This window comes from Zwartia hollandica, assembly GCF_019923725.1.
GTDB lineage: Bacteria > Pseudomonadota > Gammaproteobacteria > Burkholderiales > Burkholderiaceae_B > Zwartia > Zwartia hollandica.
Window position 1 is genome coordinate 609,950 of sequence record NZ_JAHXRI010000010.1, and the last position, 19,440, is coordinate 629,389.

Below are 19,440 nucleotides of genomic sequence, written 5' to 3' on the forward strand. Positions count from 1 at the left end.
CGTGTGAATACTCAGTTTTTAGGGTAATGCGCTAGCAGTTGCTGAACAACCAGATTAGCTGCTGCGAACCCCATGGAAGCTGTGACATTAACGCTAGACCCATAGCCGGCGCAAGACAGTCCTTGCAAGGGGTCGTTTTGTTGCCATGCAGCAGGCAAGATTGTGGGCTGATCCACCCAAAGCACCCGGACGCCTAACTTGGCTACACGCTTACGCATTTGCCCTTGCGAATCTACCGCGCGCGGGTACCCATGACTGCGGCGCAGCACATTGCGCAGACGGGCCAACAACGCATCATGTGTTGCCTCCACTAGGTCGCCAGTACGTAAGGCAAGCGAGTCCGTTTTGCCTCCTGCGCCGCCACAAACAATGAGGGGGGTGTTGCAAGCCTTTGCATGCAGCACCATAGCGACTTTTGCAGCCATCTGGTCGGTGCAGTCGATAACAGCACTCAGCCCAGCTGGCAAACATAGTTCAACATTCTCAGGGGTTAGAAAATCATCAATGGTCGAAATCCGGCACTGAGGATTGATGGCCAGAATGCGCTCCGACATGGCAAGCACCTTGGACTCCCCCAGCGTTTGAGTCAATGCATGAACCTGGCGGTTTACATTGGACTCGGCAATATGATCAAGGTCTACAAGTGTTAGCGCACCAACAGCGTTTCGCGCCAGCGCCTCGGCCGCCCAAGAGCCCACCCCTCCTATCCCCACAACCGCCACATGCGCCGCACCCAGACATTCCAGGGTTTGCGGACCATACAAACGCAACAAACCGGCGAACCGGCGTTCAACATCGGCTGGGGTGTCATACGTGATCTCAGTCTGCGGCAAGGACATTTACGCTCGACATAAAGGGCAATGAATGATGCATTTTTGCATGTTCCGCGAAAAAACTTTGTTCTTGACTCGACAACACGCCTAGAGAGGAACACAATTTAGTCCTAACACCGTGAGCATGCCGTCCCCCACTCCTCCCCTCGCCAACAAACCGTCAAGTTTTGCCGGTCCCGTTGTGCTATGCCTGTTGGTCATGCTGTCGCACATCGCGATTTCCGGTGGACGCGTCGCCGTATCGCTCACGGCACTGCAATTAGGTCAAGGCACCCTCGAAGTCGGCATCCTGATCGCTGTCTTTGCCTTGCTACCCATGCTGTTCTCTATTCAAGCTGGCCGACTCATTGATGACATCGGCCCCTGGCAACCCATGCGGGCGAGCATCATTTGTGTGGTGATCGGGACGTCTCTGCCTGTGGTTTGGCAAAGTTTGACGGGTCTCATCGTTGCAGCGACGTTTGTTGGGGTCGGACACATGACCTTGCAAATCGCGGTCCAACGGCAGATGGGGCTCAGCAATGGCGAAGAACGCCTGCGTAACTTCTCCTGGCTTTCTTTGTCGATGGCTACCTCCGGGCTCATCGGACCCTTACTTGCTGGCGTATCGATCGACTACCTAGGCTATCGCTCCGTCTTTGCCTTGCTCGCCGTCGCACCGCTGGTCGGCCTCATTGGGTTGCTGAGCATGCGGGGTTATCTCAAGGCCTCACACATCAAGTCGGCACCTGTGACACAAAAGCAAAGCGTCAGTGATTTGTTTAGCAGTCCCTCGCTGCGGAAAGTCTTTATCGCCAACATGTTGCTTTCAGCAGCCTGGGACACCCACACCTTTGTCGTGCCGATTTTTGGGGTGCATGTGGGGTTATCGCCCACAACCATCGGCTTGATTCTGGCCTCCTTTGCCGCGGCAACCATCGTGATCCGGCTGGCACTCCCTTGGATGATGCATCGCATTCGACCCTGGCAGCTGATCAATTTCGCGCTAGTTGTCACGGGACTGAATTTTTTGCTCTACCCCTTCTTTGAGCAAGTTTGGATTCTTGTGTCGCTTTCATTCTTATTGGGCCTTGGCTTGGGTTCGACACAGTCAAGCATTCTTGCCTTGTTGCAACAGCATGCACCAAGCGGCAGAGCGGGAGAGGCATTCGGCCTACGTATGGCACTAGTGAACGGCTGTCAGGTCGCGCTTCCTCTGGCCTTCGGCGCACTCGGAACGTTCATGGGGGTAATGCCACTCTTCTGGTTAACCGCGGTCGGCCTAGGTGCAGTCCGCTGGTTCACCGACGACGCGGAAAAGCACGAAAAAAATAGCACTCAAGACACAGAGCCACCTACCCCCCCAAAAGATCGAACTTAATTAAGTTAAGGCCATGACGCGATTTGCCGATCTACCTATGCCCCCCGCAGTGAGCGCCTTCGTGCGTTGGTCTGAGGAAAAAATGGCAGAATCCATTGAGACTGCGCTTCGCGACTGGACCCCAGGGTGCGATGTCTGGATTTTTGGTTATGGGTCTTTAATCTGGCGTCCAGAGTTCGACTTTACAGAGAAGCGACCCGCTCAAATACAGGGCTTTCACCGGGCACTTTGCCTCTGGTCGCGAATAAACCGTGGCACCCCTGAAGTTCCTGGACTCGTTTTTGGGTTGGAGCAAAGTGGAAACTGTCAGGGAATGGTGTTCAAGGTAGAAGCCGAACGCGTTCGGTCTACCTTTTCGTCAGTTTGGAAGCGCGAAATGGGCACAGGGGCCTATCATCCAACCTGGCTCGACTGCATCACGCCAGAGGGCCCCGTAAAGGGCCTGGCTTTTGTCATCAATCAGGCCGGCCCTGCCTACGTCAGCGAACCACCTCAAGACGCCTTGGTTGAAATCATTTTGCGCGCGCGGGGGACCTACGGCACCTGTCTCGAATACGTGACGCAAACAGCCGATGCCCTGCATTCGGCTGGCATCGACGATCAACGCCTCATGGAGTTAGTGAAATGCCTTCGGCAATTACAACCCCGTTCCTGAGCACCTGAACCCCTAAAACTCAGTGGCGTCTTAAGGCCGAGCGTTCCATGCCACGGTACACTAGAACGAAGGCTTAGGTAGCGTTGCGCGGGTAGCGCGGCAAACCCGGCCGCCACGGAGCACCATCATGTCGATTGCAGATATTCGCCAGAGTTACGACAAGCACACCCTGCTTGAAAAAGACGCTAAAGGCTCGCCCTACGAGCAGTTTGGGGTATGGTTTAACCAAGCGCTTGATGACAAGGTCCCCGAGCCAACAGCAATGACGCTGGCGACGGCGAATGCACAAGGCAGACCTTCTGCACGTATCGTGCTGCTCAAGGGCTACGACGACAAAGGCTTTGTTTTCTACACAAATTATGAGTCCCGCAAGGGTAAAGACTTACTGGTGCAGCCGTGGGCGTCTCTACTGTTTTTTTGGCAGCCGCTTGAGCGTACCGTTCGAATAGAGGGCTTAGTCGAAAAGGTATCCGCACAAGAGTCTGACGAATACTTTCACAGCCGTCCACTTGGTTCACGTCTTGGCGCTTGGGCGTCCGCCCAAAGCCAACCCACCAGCATTGCAGAATTGGATGCTCGCCAACAAGCCATGACGGCAAAGTATGGCGATGCACCTCCACGGCCACCGCACTGGGGCGGCTATCGCCTGAAGCCCGAATATTTTGAATTCTGGCAAGGCCGTCCTTCACGGCTGCATGACCGTCTTACTTACATTCCCTCCGGCACAACTGGCTGGACAATTGGACGGATCTCGCCCTGACATGCATGCCTCATCACCGGATTTTGACTCCACTTTTTTTAGATCTGCGCTTGGACGTTTCCCGACTGGCGTGACGGTCATTACCGCATCGCTACCAGGCCAAGCTCCCGTGGGTCTGACTGCCAGTTCGTTCAATTCAGTCTCGCTAGATCCACCCCTCGTGGTCTGGAGTCTGTCACGCAACTCGTCCTCCCTTGCAACAATCCAACAATGCAAGCGCTATGTGATCCAAGTGCTGGCATCTGATCAAATGATGATCGCGCAGCGTTTTTCAAAGGGCACTGCGGCCGAGCGCTTCAGTGGCGTTCCATTAACAACAGCGCCCAATGGCTCACCTCGACTGCAAGCAGACTGCGCGGCCTGGTTTGAATGCTCCAATCGTAGTCAGTACGAGGAAGGTGATCACATCATTTTTGTGGGTGAAGTTGAGCACTGTGCGCGAAACGATAGCCTCCCATTGATCTATCACGCGGGCGGCTACGATCTAACTCCTCCCCCCGAAACAAAAAAACCTTAAACAATATGAGTACGGATATTGATTGCATCGTTGTTGGTGCTGGCGTTGTAGGACTCGCGATTGCACGCGCCCTTGCCCAGTCTGGACGCGAAGTCATGGTCGTCGAGGCCGCCGAAGGGATCGGTACAGGCACTAGCGCCCGAAACTCCGAGGTCATCCACGCTGGAATCTATTACCCCGCAGGCAGTTTGAAAGCAAAGCTCTGTGTACAGGGCAGACATATGCTTTATGCCTACTGCGCAGAGAAAGGTGTTGCACACAAGCGCATCGGCAAACTGATTGTGGCGACCAGCGAAGAGGAAATCCCCAAACTCGATGATATTTTGAGTAAGGCCCGTGTCAATGGCGTGGACGACATGGAACTACTCAGTGCAAGTGAGGCACAAGCGCTTGAGCCCGCCTTGTTTTGCACGGCGGCGCTATTCTCGCCCTCTACAGGCATCATCGACAGCCACGGCTTAATGTTGGCTTACCAGGGCGATGCAGAAAATGCCGGCGCGCAGTGCGTTTTCCATACGCCGTTACTTTCAGGAGAGGTACGCAGCGAAGGTGGGTTTAACTTGCAGTTCGGTGGCGCCGACGCAATGCAGTTAAGTTGCAATGTCCTGATCAATGCATCGGGTCTGCATGCGCCGACGCTCGCCCGCAAAATTCGAGGTGTACCGGAAGCTTCTATTCCCACCGAGTATTTGTGCAAGGGCAGTTATTTCACGCTACAAGGGCGAGCGCCCTTCACCAGATTGATTTATCCGACACCCCACCATGCAGGGCTCGGAGTACATCTGACCCTCGACCTTGGCGGTCAAGCGAAATTCGGACCAGACACTGAATGGATCGACAAGGTCGACTATGACATTGATGCAAGTCGATGCAAGGGATTTTACGAAGCGGTCCGCACCTACTGGCCTGGCATGCCCGACGCAAGCCTATCGCCTGGCTACACAGGCATACGACCAAAAGTTTCCGGGCCACACGAACCAGCTGCCGACTTCATGATCGTCGGACCGGCAACACATGGCGTGCCGGGACTCGTGAATCTATTTGGCATAGAGTCTCCCGGACTCACCTCAAGCCTTGCGATCGCCCAAGAGACTCTCGCACGCCTTCACGCTTAAAGTTCCTTTCGGAGACAGCATGTCCCATCCCGTCCCAGACTCTCGCGGTATCAACCTTTTTGAAGCGGACTCAGGTAAGGATCTACTCGCTTGCTATCTCCCAGAGGACTTGCACAAACACTTGCTGCCACATCTGACACGACTGGGCGCACTAGCTGGCTCTTTGCTGGACGAGTTAGCGGGTGTTGCAGATAAGCACCCACCAACCCTATCCGTTCGCAGCCGCTCAGGTATCGATGTATCGCAAGTTAATAAGCACCCGGCCTATGTCGAGCTAGAGCGTTTCGCGTACAGCGAGTTTGGGCTCGCTGCGATGTCGCATCGGGGGGGCGTTCTGGGATGGCCCACGGCGATGCCGCCTGCAGCGAAATATGCCCTCACGTATTTATTCGTTCAAGCAGAGTTCGGCTTGTGTTGTCCCGTCAGCATGACCGACTCTTTGGCACGCACTTTAAGAAAATTTGGCGATCCAAAACTCGTTGAACAAGTGTTACCGATGGTGACCACGCAGGACTTTGATGCCTTGCACCAAGGCGCGATGTTCATGACGGAACAAGGCGCTGGCTCCGACGTCAGCGCTACAGCCACGCAAGCAGCTCTGAACGCCAACGGGGACTGGCTACTTACAGGGGATAAGTGGTTTTGTTCCAATCCAGATGCTGGCTTTGCGATGGTCTTGGCGCGCTCCGAGGCCGTCGACGGACTACAGGGGGTCTCACTCTTTTTGCTGCCACGTACACGCCCTGACGGCACGCCCAACAACTACCGGATTTTGCGACTCAAAGACAAGCTCGGCACACGCTCGATGGCGAGCGGTGAGATTCGCCTCGAGGGTGCCTTTGCCTGGCTGGTCGGCGAACGCGGCATGGGCTTCAAGCAAATGTCCGACATGATTAACAACTCGCGCCTCTCGAACGGCGTGCGAGCTGCGGGCTTGATGCGGCGCGCCTTAACCGAAGCGCTATATGTTGCAAAAAATCGTCAAGCGTTTGGCAAACACCTCACCGACATGCCGTTAATGCAGCGTCAGTTAAGCAAAATGGCTATGCTGACCGAACAAGCAAGAACAATGGTGTATCAAACGGCGCAAGCCTTAGCTGCGGCTGATAGCGATCCCAGCAAGCGTGCCTTAATGCGCATTATGACCCCCTTGATTAAGTTTCGCGCCTGCAGGGATGCGCGCAAAGTTGCAGGGGACGCAATGGAGGTCCGCGGAGGCTGCGGCTATATCGAGGAGTGGAGCGATCCGCGGGTGCTGCGCGACGCCCATCTTGGCTCAATTTGGGAAGGCACAAGCAATATTGTTGCGCTAGATGTCTTGCGGGCGATTCAACGAGAAGACGCCTTGCCCGCGCTGCGTGCCCATGTTGCTGGACTGCTCGCAGACGGTCTCCCAGTTTCACAGGCCTTGGCGGCCCTGCAAGCGGAACGCATTGAACGCGCTTTTGGGTTTGCTGAGAGCGCCAGCGCAACCAATACCTCCGAGCAAGCGCGCCAAGCCGCGAGCGGCCTCTACCATGTTGTGACGATGGCTGGCATGCGCTGGGAAGCGAAACACGCGGCCATGCCCATTCGGGCAAAGCTTGCCGACTTGGTTTTAAAGCACCGCCTTGCCGCCAGAGACCCAATCGGCGACATATCCCTAGCGGATAGCGACCTGTGTGACTGGCTTGGCGCCCCAATTTAATTGGCATGACAGGGAAAAATGTCCTTGCAACACGATATGATTAAGCCCATTCCTTTCACCATAAATGACTAAAAAATAATGAGCCAAGCCCCTTCAGCCAAAAACCCCCGCACTGGCGGTCAAATTCTTGTCGGCCAGTTGGTCAGCCACGGTGTGAAGCACGTGTTTTGTGTGCCAGGCGAAAGCTTCTTAGCGGTGTTGGATGCGCTCGTTGACGTCAATATCGAAGTCACTGTTTGTCGGCAGGAGGGTGGCGCTGCCATGATGGCTGACGCACATGGCAAACTCACCGGACAACCTGGTATCTGTATGGTCACGCGCGGGCCTGGTGCCTCAAATGCCCTCGCCGGCATTCACATTGCCAAACAAGACTCGACCCCGATGGTTGTTTTTGTCGGACAAATCGAACGCGGCATGCGTGAGCGCGAAGCGTTCCAAGAAATGGATTACCGCGCCGTTTTCGGACAAGCGGCGAAATGGGCAACTGAAATCGACGACCCAGCACGTATTCCAGAAATCCTCTCGCGTGCGTTTCATGTCGCGACCTCGGGGCGTCCTGGTCCTGTTGTGATTGCGCTACCCGAAGACATGCTGGTCGAGCTCGCAACAGTGCCAGATGCGCCGCACTACGAAGCGATTGACTCGGCACCTTCCCTCGGCCAAATGGCGGATCTCGCCAAACGCTTGTCACAAGCCAAAGCACCTGTGGCTATCCTCGGTGGTGCGCGTTGGAGTGCAACAGCTGTCAAACAATTTGTCGAATTTGCTGAGCGTTTCAAGCTACCGGTTGCAGTATCGTTCCGTCGCCAGATGCTTTTCCCTGCGAACAGCCCTTGCTTCATCGGTGACGTTGGCATTGGACTCAATCCAGAGCTTCTCAAACGCGTACAAGATGCTGATCTGGTCCTGCTCGTGGGCGGCCGCATGTCCGAAATGCCCAGCCAGGCGTACACGCTCTTTGATATTCCAGTGCCAAAGCAAACGCTCGTCCATGTACATCCAGATAGCGGTGAACTTGGACGCGTCTACCGCGCAGCCGTCGCAATCAATGCCTCACCCATCGCCTTCGCTGCTGAGCTCAGCGGCTTAGCAACACCCTCGACTACCCCTTGGGCTGCCGGTACAGCCGCCATGCACCAAAGCTACCTAAACTGGAGCGACCCAGTCCCGATCAAAACCCCAGGCGCATTGCAAATGGGCGGCGTGATGGCCTACCTGGAATCCAAACTCCCAGCCGATGCCATCATGACCAACGGCGCAGGTAACTTTGCAACCTGGTTGCATCGTTTTCATCGCTTCACACAGTTCGGTACACAGCTCGCGCCTACTTCAGGATCCATGGGTTACGGCTTACCTGCCGCGGTCGGTGCAAAGCGTGTCGCACCGGACAAACTGGTTGTTTGCTTTGCCGGTGACGGCTGTTTCATGATGCACGGTCAAGAGTTTGCGACCGCTGTGCAATACAACCTGCCACTCGTGGTCGTTATTGTCGATAATGGGATGTACGGCACAATTCGTATGCACCAAGAGAAGCACTATCCAGGACGGATTTCTGCGACACAGCTTAAGAACCCTGATTTCTCGGCCTACGCACGCGCCTTTGGTGGTCATGGTGAGCGCGTTGAAAAAACCGAAGAATTTGGCCCTGCATTTGAACGCGCCGTTGCAAGCGGCTTACCAGCGATCATTCACTGTCTGATCGACCCAGAAGCGATCACGCCGACAACAACCATCGCTAAACTTCGAGCCGCTGCCCAAAAAGCCTAAGGTCTTTCACAAGCGACGCGACCGACACCTCGTACAATTTTTATAGTTAATTATCTGGAGCATTTCATGGCCTCTGACGCCACCTTCAACTGGGAAGATCCCCTTTTACTGGACAGCCAACTCACCGACGAAGAACGTATGGTGCGTGATGCTGCACGTTCTTATTGCCAAGACAAACTGGCGCCGCGCGTACTCGAAGGTTTTCGTCACGAAAAAACAGATGTGAATATTTTCCCCGAAATGGGCGAACTTGGTTTGTTGGGTGCGACCATCCCCACAGAGTACGGCGGCTCTGGACTGAATTACGTTAGCTATGGCTTGATCGCTCGCGAGGTTGAACGTGTTGACTCCGGTTACCGTTCGATGATGAGTGTGCAGTCTTCGCTCGTGATGGTGCCAATCAATGAATTCGGCAGCGAAGCGCAGAAACAAAAGTATCTTCCTAAGCTCGCTCGCGGCGAATGGATCGGCTGCTTTGGCTTAACAGAGCCTAACCACGGATCCGATCCCGCAGGAATGGAAACACGTGCGGTCAAAACCGCAAACGGCTATTCGCTGACCGGCAATAAGATGTGGATCTCCAACTCACCGATCGCAGACGTGTTTGTTGTCTGGGGCAAGTGTGTCGGCGGTGACCATGACGGACGTATCCGGGGCTTCATTCTTGAGAAAGGAATGAAAGGCTTGTCGGCTCCAGCTATCCATGGCAAGGTGGGCCTTCGCGCCTCGATCACAGGTGAGATCGTCATGGACAACGTTGAAATCGGTGACGAACAGATGTTGCCAGGCGTGTCTGGACTGAAAGGTCCTTTCACCTGCCTGAACTCTGCGCGCTTTGGTATCGCCTGGGGTGCACTGGGTGCAGCAGAATTCTGTTGGCACATGGCGCGCCAGTACACACTGGATCGCAAACAGTTTGGACGTCCATTGGCCGCGAACCAACTGATTCAGAAGAAACTAGCCGACATGCAGACTGAAATCACACTCGGACTGCAAGGTTGCCTGCGCTTAGGCAGGATGAAAGACGAAGGTACTGCAGCTGTTGAAATTACATCCATCATGAAACGCAACTCCTGCGGCAAAGCCTTGGATGTCGCGCGCATGGCACGTGACATGCTGGGCGGCAATGGCATCTCTGATGAATTTGGCGTTGCTCGTCACTTGGTCAACCTTGAAGTGGTCAACACTTACGAAGGTACGCATGATGTGCACGCGCTAATTCTGGGCCGTGCACAAACAGGCATCCAAGCGTTTTTCTAAATAGTAAAAAGGCGTTCGCATCCGTGCGAACGCCTGAATACTCTGGAGAGAGAGTTAAACGCCGAGCAAGCCTTTGAGCTTCCTCACGGCACAATCTGGGGTAGTCAATATTCTTGCAGTTGTTTTCACTTCAGGATGCAGTGCAGCCTGCGCCATTGAAAACTGCCCCAGAACGATTGTTGGATATTGGTTTAGACCGTTGACGCGTTGTGCAATCAGTTGATCGTGCTCATGTCCGTGTTGCCTCAGTAGCGCATCGAGCGCACCCTCCACCATAAACGAATCGACGTCGGGTTTAATACCCAACGCTGCCGCCATGTCAGACAGCTCACTGCGCAGCGCCTGCACTGAGGGGGTAAAGGTCGTCAGCATGGCGGCTTTGCCACCGATCTGAAGCAACTCTTCGAAGAGCGCCTGGTTGGGCGTTAAGATCGGGATTCTTTGTAAGGTCTTAAGATTGTTGATCGCCTCACCGAAGGCTGAGCAGGTAAACAATATCGCATCGGCACCTGCGTCCACGCAGTACTGCCCGAGTCTTGCAAACCGCTCCACCATGCGCGGTGTCATCTTTCCATCGGCCAGCATATCAATTGCTAGTGATTCGTCTAACAAATTGACGATGCTCGCTTCTGGCCACAGTTTTTTAAAACTGCTTGATGCCGGCGCCATAGATACATCTACGGCATGCACTAAAAATATTCTAGGTGCTGTGCTCATCAAGCTATTCCGGTTGAATACCTGCGTCTTTCACAACCTTCCCAGCTCGTGCAATCTCCGCATCCAATAACGCGGCTAACTCTTTAGGTCCCCCAATCATCGGCGCCGCACCAATCGATCGGATTTTTGCGTCGGTCTCCGGATCTGCGAGCACAATTGCCAACTCCTTGGCCAAGCGATCAATGATAGGCTTGGGTGTCTTGGCTGGAGCAAACACGCCAACCCAAGCGCTGTAGTCAAAGCCAGGTAAACCAAGCTCAGCAACAGTAGGTAACTCGGGGGCTTGCTGTACTCGCGTCAAGCTCGTCACTCCGATCGACTTAATTTTTCCCGATCTGATATTGGGCACTGAGGTAGCCACGGGCTCGCAAATAATCTCCAGTTGCCCGCCCATCAAATCATTGAGGGCCTGGGGCGAACTCTTGTAGTTGATCGTCTTTATGTCAATACCTGCAGCAGTCTTGAACATTTCCATACAAATCTTGGAACCAACCGTGGCCGTGCCGTAATTAAACTTTCCCGGGTTGGCCTTTGCCAAGGCAATAAACTCTTGAAGCGTAGTCGCCGAGACGTTAGGGCCTATGACAAGAATGTTATAGAAGTCCTTGAGCGCCATTGAGACAGGCTCAAGATCTTTGGTTGGATGAAACGGCAAGTTCTTGCGCAAATGAAAATTAGCGGCCAAGGTGGTGCTTGAACCCAACACCAGGGTGTAGCCATCTGGATCCGCTTTCGCGCCAGCGTTCACGCCAATGATGCCTTCGGCACCTGGACGATTTTCTACAACTACCTGCTGTCCCAAGCGCTGTGAGAGTTTTCCTGCCACGACCCGCGCCACGACATCTGTCGCCCCACCCGCTCCGAGCGGAACAATTAGCTTGATCGCTTTGGAGGGATAAGCATCTTGTGCCATGACGCTCGCGCCACAACCCAACATGATCGAAATGACGCCAACGATTGTTTTTAATAGCTTAGTCATGTTTGTCTCCTTACCGGTTTACCAAAATTTTCTATTTTTTATAAAAACCAACCTCATACCGTGGGGATCGATCCACCATCCACAGGCAACACTATTCCGTTCATATAAGCTGACAACGGACTCGCAAGCCAAGCCACCGCGTGCGCCACATCTTCAGGCTCACCCTTTCGTGCCATGAACTCTGGATTCGCCGTTGAAATTGTCGCAAGTTGCGCGGTCAAGGCATTCAAGCGCTCCGATACAATCGGTCCCGGTGCAATCGTGTTCGCACGAATCCCTTGATGCTGATATGCGTCCGCAATACCCTTAGTAAGAAGATTGATGGCAGCGTTCATGCTTCCTCCAGGCAAATGCGCAGGCGATGGCAGTCGACCCGCCTTACCCGAAATATTGACAATCGTGCCTCCGCCCACCTCAATCATGTGCGGTAGCACTGCACGCATTGTTCGAACATAGACCATCAACTTACTTTGAAAGGTCCGATCCCAATCAGCGTCTGTCAGGTCAGTGAATTTTCCAAAGGTTGGTAAAGCCGTCGAGTTCACCAATATATCGATGCGTCCCGCTTCGCGGACGATTGCATTTGCCGCCGCATCGACAGCCTCGGATTGCGTCGCATCAAGCACTTGGATCGAAGCACGGCCACCGGCCTGCGTAATTCGATCGCACACTTCCCGCAGTTTCATCTGGTTACGACCACTCAACCAAACTTCCACACCCAAGTCCGCCAACAACACGGCAATGGCTGACCCTATCGCACCCGACGCACCCAAAACCCAAGCGGATTTTCCTGCAAGCTTCAGATCAAGTCGGGTCATGTTAGACATCGCGCTCTCTATATTTTTATCAACGGCTCTTCGACTCAAGCCTCGTGTGCATCGTTCCACAGGGGGTGCCCTCTGTCAAGAACTTGTAGGGAATGCGAGTAAATATCCGGTAATATCAAACCGCACACAATAGATGGCAGCCACTGCCGCGTCGTATAAAAAAGGAGACAAGATGGGTACTAGATTTATATTTGGCTATGTCGCAGCACTCGCGACCGTCCTCGCCACACTCAGCCCGACGATATCGTATGCGCAAAGCGCATCGGACCGTCCAATCAATGTCATTATTCCGTTCGCGCCAGGCGGGGGTACTGACGTACTAGCACGACGCATTATGCCCAAGATTGCCGAAAAACTCGGCACGACTACAACGATCGAAAACAAGCCAGGCGCATCCGGTTCGATTGGCGCACAGTTCGTCGCACGCGCAGCGCCTGACGGAAAAACACTCCTTGTCGGTTCCGTTTCCGAAATTGGCATTAACCCCGGCCTGTATCCAAAGCTACCCTATAACGTTGACCGTGATTTTGTCGCAGTCACTGCATTGGCTGCTGCACCTATGGTCCTCGTCGCGCACCCGTCCTCTGCCGTGAAAACAGCAGGTGACTTAGTACGACTCGCCAAAGCAAACCCAGGAAAAATCAACTTCGGCTCAGCGGGTGCTGGAAGTGGCGCGCACATGGCTGCCGAACTATTTATCTTTGAAACGAAAATCAAACTCACCCACGTTCCGTATAAAGGCACGGGCGCAGTAACAGCAGACATGTTGGGTCAACAACGCGATATGGTGCTGTTTGCTCCCTTGCCCGCGGTCGCCGGCATTGTTCGGTCCGGACAACTAGTCGCCATTGCGCAAACCGGTAAGACACGATCCTCGGCTATGCCGGAGGTACCCACCTTCATCGAGGCTGGCGTACCTGGTTTTGACATGGACTACTGGTATGGTTTAGTGGCGCCTGCAAAAACGCCAGCCGATCTTCGTAACAAGATTCACTTGGCAGCGCTTGATATCTTGAGCCAACCAGAGGTCATCGCTGACCTAGCCAAGCTCGGTCTTGTGCCAACCATCACAACTGAAAAAGACTTCGCCGACTTCATTAAAGCCGACATGGCAAAGTGGGCGCGTGTTGTGAAGGCAGCAGATCTGAAGCTGGACTGAACTATTGATGGGAATGCATTGGCCGGCCTGGAACATCCAGGTTGGCTATCAACACGCATCCGCTCTCAGACTCAGTAATAAACAGTGTTCGGTTATCTTTTCCGCCATAGGCCATATTCGTTATCGCCAAGCCTTTGCATGAATCGATACGCATAATCGGCACACCAAGCGCAGAAAATCCCCAAACGATTCCGGCACCAACATGGGCCACCATCAAGTTGCCCTCGATATCCATTGCCATACCATCTGGCCCGGTTCCGCCAGACAGCTGTACGAATATACCTGTTCGTGCAAGCGCCCCTTCCGGCGTCAAATAAGAGCGCCAGACAGCATTGCCGCGCGTTGCGGCCACATATAGAAGCTTCTCATCAGGACTCATCACAATGCCATTCGGACTGGGAACATTGTGGAGGAGTCTTTCAAGGCGTCCGGCGACGTTCAAACGATAAACTTTTCCATTGGGATCATCGATGCTACTTTGCCCTTGATCCGTAAAATAAACATCGCCTTGGGTTGTCAGGAACAAATCATTAAGGCCTTTAAAGCTCTCCGTCATATAGCGCTCGACAACCGGCGATAGACCTCCCGTATTCGGATCCAGCAACAGTAGCCCTAACTTATGATCCGTGACAAAAATTCTTCCGTCGCGATGTATTTTTAAACCGTTAGGCTCGCCGTTGTACTCACACAGCACCTCAATATTGCCAGCGGGATCGACACGAAATATTCGGCTATAGGCAACATCAACTAAATATAAATTTCCCTTTAAATCAAACGACGGTCCTTCCAGAAAACAATCTGTCTTATCGCCACCTTTCGCAGCGGCACGCCGTTCGGCGTTGAGTTGACCCGGGCGCCGAAGATGATCAGGCACACGAAAGAAGACTTCTGTTTTGATGCTTGGCGGAGAAGGGTACATTACATTTAACCTTGCCTAAGATTAGCCAATAACCGTCCGTAGCCAGGGATCGACCAGGCGCCATCTATCAAATTCATGGTGGCCCAGATGGCACAGCTATTCGTACTCAGTACGGGCTTGCCAGTATCTTTTTCAAGCGCATCGATAACCTCCAACGTCATCCAGTTTCCGCAAGCTAAAAATATCGCATCCGCCTCAGGATGATCGGCCTGGCGTCCAAGATCATAGGCCGTTTGGGCAGAAAGATGGCCAACTTCGATGTTACTGACAATGCCCATGGCTCTCTGTTGCAGCACCTGCACTCCACTTGCTTCAATAAACGCAGCAACAGTTTGATTAGTACCCTCTCCCCAGGGAGCCGCCAAAACAATCTTTTTGATATTCAACAGAGTGAAAGCCTCAAGCATCGCTGTCGCGGCAGTCGTGGCTGGCTTTCCGCATGCTTGCTCGATACGAGCACAAATTTTCTTGTCATAGCCTTTCCCCAAACGAGTCGAGGGCGCTGTAGCCGAAAGCACGACAGCATCAACCGCGGCATCTTTGAGTTTCTGCGCTTCGGCTTCGAGCTCTTCAACAATTTTGATCGTGGATTCAGGATCGATATTACGCAAGGTCAGTCGTGCACAATGTAAAGATACGTCGCTAGGTAACACCTCAGCAAATTCAGGCTCTTGCGTAGTATTCGAAGAGGGCAAGAGCAAGCCAAACCGTTTTGTCTTTTTTTTCATGATACGCGTCCAACTACTGGGTTCGTTGCTACGTGACGACCTGCAAGTCGTCCGGAAATAAATGCCCAACCGAGATGATGTCCATGTCCCTCCAACAGCAACCCACCTTGTCCCGCTGAGCCGGCTGCGTATAGGCCTGGGATGACAGAGCCGTTCGCATGAAGAACTTGCAATTGCTCGTTAACGTTCAAACCACCATCGGTGAAAACAACATAGCTTTTAACTGGCCCTAAAGCAAAAAACGGACCCTGCACAATGGCTGGACGTTCTTGCCGTTCGCTTTCGTTGTATTGCCGAACACTGGCCGACAGAGCGCTTGGATCTACACCCATGCTACCTGCAAGACCCTCTATGCTGTCCGCCTGAAGGAAAATATCAGGCCGGTTACGGCGGTAGTCTGCAAGATAGGCATAAGCAACACCAGGCGCAGTTGAAATAAAGTAGGGCCAAGCGGAAAACTTCTCGGCTACCGACTGATCAAACACGATCCACCCAAGCCGGTCAGGTTGTTTAGCCATATCCCGATTGGGCTTAGTCAATTCATCCGTGAATCTCTGGCCAAGCTTGTTGATCAGAATGCCGCCCTGCTTATACAAGTCAGTCGAAGGGCTCACAGCCGTCGTGAGAAAACTCATCAGGAACGGGCGCAGAATACACTTCGGTAAATAGTTAGCCGACGCAGCGATCAACTGAGCAATCCACTTTTTTGGCGGTAGCTTTTGCAGCAAATTGGGACGCGTTGGCGCAATGAAGCGCATGATGGGTCCTCGTACGATGTCGCCATTGACGACTTTTGCGCCAATCTGCATCGCGATTCGATGTCCATCCCCCGTGGCGGTCGTATTGATCGCATCGACTAGAGCGACGTCGGGATTAGCCAAGCTTGCCTTCAAATCCGCCGCTGCGCTGTAATCACCACTGGCCAAGACAACTCCACAACGCGCCCGTATCTGCTGGAGCGTGCCGTCCGAGGTGCGGACCTGTGCGCCTACGACACGGTCACCTTCAAGCATCAGACTATCTAACGCCGTATTTAAGCGAATGGCGACACCAAGTTGCTGACAGTGACGCGTCAAGTGATATGCAAACGATTTGGAATTTGGTACGACGTTATGCATGCGGGCCACGCGGTGTGGCGGCTCTTCCTCAGGACCTACAAAGACAACCCCTAGCTTCATCAACCAATCAATCATCTCTGCAGTGTGATCGACGAGAATGCGACGCAACTTTAAATTGTCGCGAGGCGCCAGCTCACCAGCATGCTTAGCCATATCCTCGAAGTGCGCATCTGTACTGTCTACAATTCCGGCTTTGCGTTGATGGGGTGTGCCTGTCGCCGTAATGGACCCCACTGACCATGAGGTCGAACCACCCGTCTCAGCATTCTTTTCCAACAAAATGACTGCGCGCCCAGCCAATGCTGCCTCCGAGGCTGCCGCCAAACCAGCTCCACCCCCACCCACTACCAGTACATCTGTCTCAATCGTTGCTGCCACGTTATGTCTACCTTCAAGGAATAATTTTTTGTGATCTAAAGAAATCAAAACCTTCTAACCACATGTTCGTGGTATTAACGCGCTCATGAAAGCCATCCCGAGCTGCTTTATCCATAGAGGATACGACATCCCATTGCAATGACATCACATAGTCACCATAAGGCCACTGCGCAAGCGTTGTGAGGTCTGTCCTGCGCAACCCATATTTACTCACCATACCCGTCCACGTCTGCGCGTGCTGACGCGCAAAATCAACGAATGTGGCATCTTCTGGCGTCCCTAACTCCATCCCAAAGTAGTCGGCAAAGTGCGGCCAAAGCTCAGACCAACTCATGGGATCACCATTCACAATGTTATAGGCCTGGTTTGCGCAGCGTTCGTCCGTCATCATCCAGGTCGCCGCCCGCGCCAAGGTTGGCAACCATGAAAATTGTGTTTTAGCCCTGTAACTGCGCATAGTGCCAGGATAAACAAGCGGCAATCCTAGCTCTCGTAAAATCGATGCGTATAGCCCCACGAGTAAAATCATGTTTCGCGCTTCATCAACGCGATAGTTACAAAATGCGTGGGGCCGAGAGATCGACCACGACCACCTTTTACCGCGTTGACGTTGCTCAAGCAGGCATTGCTGCTCGTAATAAAAGCTATTGAAGTTTCCGCATGCATCATCCTCCTGATAAGGAGTTCGACGCTCTTTTACGGTGTGTCCATAGTATTTTGTACCGTGCACAAGGTGAATATGCTGCAGATTTCCGGAAACTGAATCTAGCGCATTCAACAAGTTTTCTAACATCCGCACATTCGTCTCGCGTGACTCAAGCTCTCCGCCGAAGTGATCGTAACGCGCCGCGTACAGGACATGCGTCACGTTTGATAGTGCCGCAATCTTGTTTAAACAGTCTTGTGCGTCTGTCAGATCGAGCGCCAACATTGGATATGGCGCATCCTTCTGGGGCGTACGTGCCAGACCAAGCGGATTCCATCCCTGTTGTTCGAACAAGTGCATACCTACACTACTACCAATTTGGCCGGTCGCTCCTGCGATTAAGGTAAGGCGTGATGAATCCATGGCGCTTCAATCCGGTCGGTATATAGCGATATCGGTACGATGAGACAAGCCTTGCGCCTGCAGTTGAGAGGCGACGCAAATGCCTCGATACGGCGTGGTGCGGTCTAGGCCCACCGCTCTTAACCACATAAACGACAACGCACTATCTGCTAGCGCCGGCGAGGGCTGATCCGTAACCAGTAACACTTCAGCATGCCGCAAGTGCGGCGCAGCGACTCCTATACCGTCGGTTTCACTATCGAATAAATTGCGCTTGTAGTAGCGCTTATCAATCAACGCTGACCATGGTCCCATCCCGCGAATTTTTTGATAGTACGGATCAATAAATACCTCGGGTGCTCGGATGGTGTACATCGCAAGCGAAGGTGACCAGTTCGGCGTTTGCGTAAGAAAGCGCTGGGCCGAATCGATCCCCTCAACCGTACACATGATCCGCAAGTGCTCGACATACCACTCGCGCCAAGCTGGCTCACCAGCGGGATCCGTGATCCCGCTTTGGCTCATGAAAATCATCTAGTTCATCTCGAGTCCAGAACCCTTAATAACAGGGCCCCATTTCTTTGTTTCAGCAGCGATATGTGCAGAAAACAACTCAGGCGCACCACCGACTGGCTCGTATCCCATCTGAATCAGGCGCTCACGCATCGCTGGGTCAGCCAACACTTTATTGAATGCAGCGTTGAGTCGCTTGATTGCTGCGTCTGGTGTTCCTGCTGGCGCAAGAAAACCATTCCACGAAGTGACCTCATACCCAGGCACAGCGACCTCTGCAATCGTAGGCAATTCAGGAACGCCTGGCGAGCGCTTAGCACTTGTGACGGCCAAAGCACGCAGCTTTCCACTTTTAACATGAGGCAACAATGGGGCAGGCTCACCAAAAATCAAATCAATTTCACCTGACAGAATCGCATTAGTCGCCGGTGCGCCTCCTTTGTAAGGAACGTGCTGGAGTTTGACACCCGCCATATCTGCAAACATTTGCCCAGCCAAGTGATTGATTGCACCATTGCCGCTCGAACCATAAGTAAGTTTGCCTGGATTGGCTTTCGCAGCCGCAATCACATCCGCAACGGACTTGAACGGGCTGTCTGTCCTGACCGTTAGCAACTGGGGAACCGACGCCACAAACACGATAGGCGCAAAATCACTTTCTTCAAACGGCATCGACTTATACAAATGTCGATTAATTGAATGTGTACCCGAATATGCAAAAGCAATGGTGTAACCGTCTGGGGTAGAGCGCGCAGCGGCTGTCGCACCAATATTGCCTGCAGCGCCTCCTCGGTTCTCAATGAATATTTGCGTACCAAGCTCATCGCCGACCGCTTTAGACAACAACCGAGACACAACATCGGCTCCGCCTCCTGGTGGCCACGGAACAATCAGCTTGATCGGCTTATCCGGATAAGCTTGTGCATGCGCATTGATAGGTCCAACCGCCAGACCTATTAACGCCAACAGTGCGTAAAAAAATTTATGCATAGTCGCTCTCATTTAGTATTGTTGACGATCGGATGACTATCAGATCGTTTGTCTTTGTGAAATTTGCGCCACCTAGCATAATTTAAATTTTTCAAATCACCTACAAATTC

19 protein-coding genes are annotated in these 19,440 nt (G+C 53.2%); 9 read left to right on the plus strand and 10 right to left on the minus strand.

Annotated features, from left to right (window positions below):
• Positions 1–11: 11 nt before the first annotated feature.
• Positions 12–839 carry a tRNA threonylcarbamoyladenosine dehydratase gene (locus KZZ10_RS13665; RefSeq protein WP_259662075.1) on the minus strand — a complete coding sequence of 276 codons (828 nt, stop codon included), beginning with the start codon at positions 837–839 and terminating at the stop codon, positions 12–14.
• Between the two features lie 112 nt (positions 840–951).
• Between KZZ10_RS13665 and KZZ10_RS13670 the strand changes: the two genes are divergently transcribed.
• The 8 genes from KZZ10_RS13670 (at position 952) to KZZ10_RS13705 (ending at position 9,954) form a co-directional block, all read left to right on the plus strand.
• Positions 952–2,193 carry an MFS transporter gene (locus tag KZZ10_RS13670; RefSeq protein ID WP_375372572.1) on the plus strand — a complete coding sequence of 414 codons (1,242 nt, stop codon included), beginning with the start codon at positions 952–954 and terminating at the stop codon, positions 2,191–2,193.
• Between the two features lie 13 nt (positions 2,194–2,206).
• A complete protein-coding gene (locus KZZ10_RS13675) occupies positions 2,207–2,848 on the plus strand; it encodes a gamma-glutamylcyclotransferase (protein ID WP_259662077.1) in 642 nt (213 codons plus the stop codon).
• 127 nt (positions 2,849–2,975) lie between these two features.
• Positions 2,976–3,608 (plus strand): pyridoxamine 5'-phosphate oxidase, encoded by a 633-nt coding sequence (pdxH, locus tag KZZ10_RS13680; RefSeq protein ID WP_259662078.1) that lies wholly within the window; start codon positions 2,976–2,978, stop codon positions 3,606–3,608.
• Between the two features lies 1 nt (position 3,609).
• Positions 3,610–4,125 carry a flavin reductase family protein gene (locus KZZ10_RS13685; protein ID WP_259662079.1) on the plus strand — a complete coding sequence of 172 codons (516 nt, stop codon included), beginning with the start codon at positions 3,610–3,612 and terminating at the stop codon, positions 4,123–4,125.
• 5 nt (positions 4,126–4,130) lie between these two features.
• A complete protein-coding gene (lhgO, locus tag KZZ10_RS13690) occupies positions 4,131–5,240 on the plus strand; it encodes an L-2-hydroxyglutarate dehydrogenase LghO (protein WP_259662080.1) in 1,110 nt (369 codons plus the stop codon).
• A 19-nt stretch (positions 5,241–5,259) separates the two neighbouring features.
• Positions 5,260–6,927: an acyl-CoA dehydrogenase family protein gene (locus tag KZZ10_RS13695; protein WP_259662081.1), complete on the plus strand. Its 1,668-nt coding sequence runs from the start codon at positions 5,260–5,262 to the stop codon at positions 6,925–6,927.
• Positions 6,928–7,005: 78 nt separating this feature from the next.
• A complete protein-coding gene (locus KZZ10_RS13700) occupies positions 7,006–8,694 on the plus strand; it encodes a thiamine pyrophosphate-binding protein (RefSeq protein WP_259662082.1) in 1,689 nt (562 codons plus the stop codon).
• A 66-nt stretch (positions 8,695–8,760) separates the two neighbouring features.
• Positions 8,761–9,954: an acyl-CoA dehydrogenase gene (locus KZZ10_RS13705; protein WP_259662083.1), complete on the plus strand. Its 1,194-nt coding sequence runs from the start codon at positions 8,761–8,763 to the stop codon at positions 9,952–9,954.
• 54 nt (positions 9,955–10,008) lie between these two features.
• On the opposite strand, the gene KZZ10_RS13710 is transcribed toward KZZ10_RS13705, so the two are convergent.
• Genes KZZ10_RS13710 through KZZ10_RS13720 form a run of 3 tightly spaced genes read right to left on the minus strand, consistent with a single transcriptional unit; the run spans position 10,009 to position 12,477 of the window.
• Complete coding sequence (locus KZZ10_RS13710; RefSeq protein ID WP_259662084.1) at positions 10,009–10,671, minus strand: aspartate/glutamate racemase family protein; 663 nt, start codon at positions 10,669–10,671, stop codon at positions 10,009–10,011.
• A gap of 4 nt (positions 10,672–10,675) precedes the next feature.
• Entirely contained in the window at positions 10,676–11,650 is a 975-nt protein-coding gene (locus KZZ10_RS13715; protein WP_259662085.1) for a Bug family tripartite tricarboxylate transporter substrate binding protein, read from the minus strand.
• A 53-nt stretch (positions 11,651–11,703) separates the two neighbouring features.
• Positions 11,704–12,477: an SDR family NAD(P)-dependent oxidoreductase gene (locus KZZ10_RS13720; RefSeq protein ID WP_259662086.1), complete on the minus strand. Its 774-nt coding sequence runs from the start codon at positions 12,475–12,477 to the stop codon at positions 11,704–11,706.
• A 172-nt stretch (positions 12,478–12,649) separates the two neighbouring features.
• Here KZZ10_RS13720 and KZZ10_RS13725 point away from each other — a divergent pair, with 172 nt between their 5' ends.
• Positions 12,650–13,636, plus strand: a complete 987-nt coding sequence (locus KZZ10_RS13725; protein ID WP_259662087.1) for a Bug family tripartite tricarboxylate transporter substrate binding protein — start codon at positions 12,650–12,652, stop codon at positions 13,634–13,636.
• A 1-nt stretch (position 13,637) separates the two neighbouring features.
• Here the strand turns inward: KZZ10_RS13725 and KZZ10_RS13730 are convergent, their stop codons facing one another.
• Genes KZZ10_RS13730 through KZZ10_RS13755 form a run of 6 tightly spaced genes read right to left on the minus strand, consistent with a single transcriptional unit; the run spans position 13,638 to position 19,330 of the window.
• Positions 13,638–14,555, minus strand: a complete 918-nt coding sequence (locus KZZ10_RS13730) for an SMP-30/gluconolactonase/LRE family protein (protein WP_259662088.1) — start codon at positions 14,553–14,555, stop codon at positions 13,638–13,640.
• A gap of 5 nt (positions 14,556–14,560) precedes the next feature.
• Positions 14,561–15,283, minus strand: coding sequence for a maleate cis-trans isomerase family protein (locus KZZ10_RS13735; protein ID WP_259662089.1), 723 nt, complete (start codon positions 15,281–15,283; stop codon positions 14,561–14,563).
• Positions 15,280–16,779: an FAD-dependent oxidoreductase gene (locus tag KZZ10_RS13740; protein WP_259662090.1), complete on the minus strand. Its 1,500-nt coding sequence runs from the start codon at positions 16,777–16,779 to the stop codon at positions 15,280–15,282. The genes KZZ10_RS13735 and KZZ10_RS13740 overlap by 4 nt, the downstream gene beginning before the upstream one ends.
• A 13-nt stretch (positions 16,780–16,792) precedes the next feature.
• On the minus strand, positions 16,793–17,848 hold the full coding sequence (locus KZZ10_RS13745) for an NAD-dependent epimerase/dehydratase family protein (RefSeq protein WP_259662091.1): 1,056 nt from the start codon (positions 17,846–17,848) through the stop codon (positions 16,793–16,795).
• A gap of 6 nt (positions 17,849–17,854) precedes the next feature.
• Complete coding sequence (locus KZZ10_RS13750; RefSeq protein WP_259662092.1) at positions 17,855–18,352, minus strand: hypothetical protein; 498 nt, start codon at positions 18,350–18,352, stop codon at positions 17,855–17,857.
• Between the two features lie 9 nt (positions 18,353–18,361).
• A complete protein-coding gene (locus KZZ10_RS13755; protein WP_259662093.1) occupies positions 18,362–19,330 on the minus strand; it encodes a Bug family tripartite tricarboxylate transporter substrate binding protein in 969 nt (322 codons plus the stop codon).
• Positions 19,331–19,440 lie beyond the last annotated feature (110 nt).

Bases quoted from the DNA above. Each gene is read 5' to 3' on its own strand.
- lhgO (WP_259662080.1), top strand. From the start codon at position 4,131: ATGAGTACGGATATTGATTGCATCGTTGTTGGTGCTGGCGTTGTAGGA.
- pdxH (WP_259662078.1), top strand. From the start codon at position 2,976: ATGTCGATTGCAGATATTCGCCAGAGTTACGACAAGCACACCCTGCTT.
- KZZ10_RS13710 (WP_259662084.1), bottom strand. From the start codon at position 10,671: ATGAGCACAGCACCTAGAATATTTTTAGTGCATGCCGTAGATGTATCT.
- KZZ10_RS13665 (WP_259662075.1), bottom strand. From the start codon at position 839: ATGTCCTTGCCGCAGACTGAGATCACGTATGACACCCCAGCCGATGTT.
- KZZ10_RS13720 (WP_259662086.1), bottom strand. From the start codon at position 12,477: ATGTCTAACATGACCCGACTTGATCTGAAGCTTGCAGGAAAATCCGCT.
- KZZ10_RS13675 (WP_259662077.1), top strand. From the start codon at position 2,207: ATGACGCGATTTGCCGATCTACCTATGCCCCCCGCAGTGAGCGCCTTC.
- KZZ10_RS13745 (WP_259662091.1), bottom strand. From the start codon at position 17,848: ATGGATTCATCACGCCTTACCTTAATCGCAGGAGCGACCGGCCAAATT.
- KZZ10_RS13725 (WP_259662087.1), top strand. From the start codon at position 12,650: ATGGGTACTAGATTTATATTTGGCTATGTCGCAGCACTCGCGACCGTC.
- KZZ10_RS13755 (WP_259662093.1), bottom strand. From the start codon at position 19,330: ATGCATAAATTTTTTTACGCACTGTTGGCGTTAATAGGTCTGGCGGTT.
- KZZ10_RS13700 (WP_259662082.1), top strand. From the start codon at position 7,006: ATGAGCCAAGCCCCTTCAGCCAAAAACCCCCGCACTGGCGGTCAAATT.
- KZZ10_RS13705 (WP_259662083.1), top strand. From the start codon at position 8,761: ATGGCCTCTGACGCCACCTTCAACTGGGAAGATCCCCTTTTACTGGAC.
- KZZ10_RS13735 (WP_259662089.1), bottom strand. From the start codon at position 15,283: ATGAAAAAAAAGACAAAACGGTTTGGCTTGCTCTTGCCCTCTTCGAAT.
- KZZ10_RS13685 (WP_259662079.1), top strand. From the start codon at position 3,610: ATGCATGCCTCATCACCGGATTTTGACTCCACTTTTTTTAGATCTGCG.
- KZZ10_RS13730 (WP_259662088.1), bottom strand. From the start codon at position 14,555: ATGTACCCTTCTCCGCCAAGCATCAAAACAGAAGTCTTCTTTCGTGTG.
- KZZ10_RS13695 (WP_259662081.1), top strand. From the start codon at position 5,260: ATGTCCCATCCCGTCCCAGACTCTCGCGGTATCAACCTTTTTGAAGCG.
- KZZ10_RS13750 (WP_259662092.1), bottom strand. From the start codon at position 18,352: ATGAGCCAAAGCGGGATCACGGATCCCGCTGGTGAGCCAGCTTGGCGC.
- KZZ10_RS13715 (WP_259662085.1), bottom strand. From the start codon at position 11,650: ATGACTAAGCTATTAAAAACAATCGTTGGCGTCATTTCGATCATGTTG.